The 3,464-nt window shown below is 69.9% G+C and carries 2 protein-coding genes and 1 pseudogene; 1 reads left to right on the top strand and 2 read right to left on the bottom strand.

Annotated elements, in window-relative coordinates; translation table 11 throughout:
• Nucleotides 1-732: 732 nt before the first annotated feature.
• A pseudogene (locus ACFU74_RS32300) lies at nucleotides 733-822 on the top strand (AAA family ATPase); the annotation flags it as partial.
• 33 nt (nucleotides 823-855) lie between these two features.
• On the opposite strand, the gene ACFU74_RS32295 reads toward ACFU74_RS32300, so the two are convergent.
• On the bottom strand, nucleotides 856-1,287 hold the full coding sequence (locus tag ACFU74_RS32295; protein WP_123560533.1) for a DUF6228 family protein: 432 nt from the start codon (nucleotides 1,285-1,287) through the stop codon (nucleotides 856-858).
• A gap of 234 nt (nucleotides 1,288-1,521) precedes the next feature.
• A partial coding sequence (locus ACFU74_RS32290) for a tetratricopeptide repeat protein (RefSeq protein WP_380763278.1) occupies nucleotides 1,522-3,464 on the bottom strand: 1,943 nt, incomplete at its 5' end.

Below are 3,464 nucleotides of genomic sequence, written 5' to 3'. Positions count from 1 at the left end.
TCACCGGCGAGAACACCATCTCATGGCGCGACCCGACATCCCAGATCAAGTAGCTGATTTAGGGATAAAACATCGGGATAAAACGACCTCTTAGGCCGTGACCGCGCACCGGCCGCCGAGCCGGTCCAGGTCCGGGCCGCCCTTCCCCCGGACACCCGTCCCCTGGCCACCACCACCGCCTACGACGAACTCCTCCCCACCCGCCGCTCCAGCTCCCGGCCAGCGGCACTCGACGGCCCGGTGGAAAGCGCTCCGGGCGGGGCCGGCAGGCAGCCCACCGGCGCCACCACGACCGGGGCGAAGCCCGACCCCAGCGGCGGCGACGGGGCCCCCGGGGGCGCGGCAGACGCCCACGGCGACCGGAGCACGGCTCACCGTCGTCTCCGCCGACGGCGCCCCGGACACCCGCCCCGGACCGGTCCGGTCCCGCCCCGTCACCCCCGAGGACGCCGAGGCCGAACCCGCCGCCGTACCGGGCCCCGGCCAGGGGCAGGGCGACGGTGCGTTCGCGGCCGCCGAGGCCGAACCCGCCGCCCAGGCGCTCGTCGGCGACCCGGCCTGCGGCCTGTCGAAGACCGCAGGCCGGCAGCTGTACCGGCACACCGCGGCCCTGGCCCGTGGCGAGGAACTCCTGCTGCCCCACCCACGCCGCGCCACCACCGACCTCGCCCACCCCCGGCAGCCGCCCGCAGGCACCCCCGACTGTCCGAGCCGGTCAGGTCGCCGTCCTGCACCTTCAACGGCACCATCATCGAGAGCGGCACCGACTCCTACCGGCTCGCCAGCACCCGCGCCCGAGCCGAACAGCAAGCCGTCGGCTGAGAAAGTGCCCGGGACGGGCCGACCGCCGACGTCCTACTCCTCGCGCAGGAATTCCCGCAGGTCTGCGGCGACGGCCGTCATCCCTTCGCCGGCCTCGATCACGGTCGTCACGGTGCAGCTCCAGTCGCCCGGGAAGAAGCCGGATCGCAGGGTCCAGCCCAGATACACATGACCGCCCGAGCCGAACGTCGCTGTCACGACCAGGTGATTGGTGACCCAGACCCGTTCACCCTCCCAACCACGGAAGTCGCGCGCGAGGCCATCGAAGAACTCGCCCATGCTGTCCCAGACAGTCACAGTCACGGTCTCAAGCCGTGCCCGCAATCCGTCATCGATGGCCTCCACAGCAAAGGCGACCTCGTACTCCGCCCGGGACCAGTCGAACAACCGGACAGAGGCCGCCGACGCCCCTGCCCCCTGAACAACGAGCTCGACCTGCCCTGGAACCATCTCGATCAGACTCACCCAGCGAAGGACACGGACGCCCCAAGTCGGCGTCACCACCATTCCCAGGCACTGGAACCGTTCCTACTTCTCATCAACATTCGAGGGCCCATCAGCCACCTCGTGCTGCCAAAGCTCTCACCAACAAGCGCTCTTCGTTCTCAGATTCTGGCTCAACTGAAGTTGGGCCAGAACCACGAGTCGCGAAAAAGGCCACTCTCTGCTGATGCTGTTTGCGGTGCCCAGCCCGCCTCGCTATGGCCGGAGTCCCGTGAGCCAAGCGGCTGTTCGCAAGGAGTTGTCCAATGATGGTCTGAAGCGGTCGGGGTTGACGCGGACCAGGAATTGCCAGATCTCGACGGCCTCCTGCACCGTGCGCAGGCTCTCCTTGCGCTGGCCCGCCGCACCGAGCGCGACGGAGAGGTTGTTGAGTGTGCGGGCGAGTTCGGGTAGATGGGTGTCCGGGCTGGTTGTGACGAGGGTGCGGTAGTGGGCGACTGCTTCGCGGCCCGTGGTGAGGCAGTCTTCCCACTTACCTGCCTCGGCGAGCCGCTTGGAGAGATCGCTGAGGATACGGGCGAGCTCCGGCAGGTGGGCATTTGGGTTGGTTGCGGCGAGGGTACGGCAGTGGGCAACGGCTTCTCGGTTGGCCGCCAGCCCCTCCTCGTGCCGTCCGACCTCGCCGAGGGCATCGGCGAGGTTGTTGAGAACTCCGGCAAGGTGAGGGAGGTGCGCGAGGGGATTGGTTGCGGCGAGGGTTCGGTAGTGGGCGACGGCCTCTTGATTGGCGGCCAGCCCCTCCTCGTGCCGTCCCACCTCGCCGAGGGCGAGGGCGAGGCTGTTGAGGGACATGGCGAGTTGAGACAGATAGGCGCCCGGATTGACCGCGGCGAGGGGACGGAAGCGCGCGACGGCTTCTTGGCCGGCAGCGAGACACTCCGCACGGCGTCCCACCTCCCGCAGCCGGAGGCAGAGGCTGTTGAGCGCGACGGCGAGATTGGGCAGGTGCGTGTCCGGGTCGGCAGTGGTGAGGGTGCGGAAGCACGCGACGGCTTCTTGGGCCGCATCCAGCCCCTCCTCGTGCCGTCCCACCGCGCCGAGAGCGTTGCCGAGGTCGTTGAGGGCGCCGGCAAGATTGGGCAGGTGCGTGTCCGGGTCGGCAGTGGTGAGGGTGCGGTAGTGGGCGACGGCCTCCAGGCTGGCGGCAAGCCCCTCCTCGAGCAGTCCCCCCGTCCGTAGCCGGGCAGAGAGCTTGCCCAGGGCGTGGGCGAGGTCGGGTAGGTGGACATCCACAGTGGCCTTGGCCAGGATGCGGCGGATCCCGACGGCCTCTCGGCCAGCGGCAAGCCCCTCTTCGTGCCGACCTACCTCACCGAGGCGGCCGGCGAGGTTGTTGAGAGCGCTGGCGAGGTGGGGCAGGTGGGTGTCCGGGTCGGCGGCGGCGAGGGTACGGCAGTGGGCAACGGCTTCTCGGTTGGCCGCCAGCCCCTCCTCGTGCCGTCCCGTCTCGCCGAGAGCGAGGGCGAGGTTGTTGAGGGCGCTGGCGAGGCGGGTCAGGTAGGCGTCCGGATTGGTCCCGGCGAGGACACGGTAGTGGGCGACGGCCTCCTGGCCGGCGGAAAGCCCCTCCTCACTCCGGCCCCTCCGGATGAGGTAGCTGCAGAGGTTGCTGAGGGCCATCGCGAGGTCGGGCAGGTAGGCGTCCGGGTTGGCGGCGGCGAGGGTGCGGTAATGGCCGACGGCCTCCTGGACGGCGACCAGACCCTCCTCGCGTCGGCCAACCTCGCCCAGCCCGATGGCGAGGTTGTTGACGGCCCCTGCGAGGTCGGGCAGGTAGGCGTCCGGGTTGGCGGCGGCGAGGGTGCGGAAGTGGCCGGCGGCCTCCTGGACGGCGGCCAAACCCTCCTCCCGCCGACCCACGTCGCCCAGCTTGACGGCGAGGTTGTTGAGGCCCATGGCGAAGTTGGGCAGGTACGCATCGGGGTTGGTCTCGGCGAGGGTTCGGTAATGGCCGACGGCCTCCTGGACGGCGACCAGACTCTCCTCGCGTCGGCCAACCTCGCCCAGCCTGATGGAGAGGTTGTTGACGGCCAGGGCGAGGTCGGGCAGGTACGCATCGGGGTTGGTCTCGGCGAGGGTTCGGTAATGGCCGACGGCCTCCTGGACGGCGACCAGACTCTCCTCGCGTCGGCCAACCT

This window comes from Kitasatospora sp. NPDC057500 (assembly GCF_042802195.1).
Lineage (GTDB): Bacteria > Actinomycetota > Actinomycetes > Streptomycetales > Streptomycetaceae > Kitasatospora.
The sequence above is the reverse complement of the archived record's forward strand: the minus strand, read 5'-3'. Positions and strand labels throughout refer to the sequence as shown.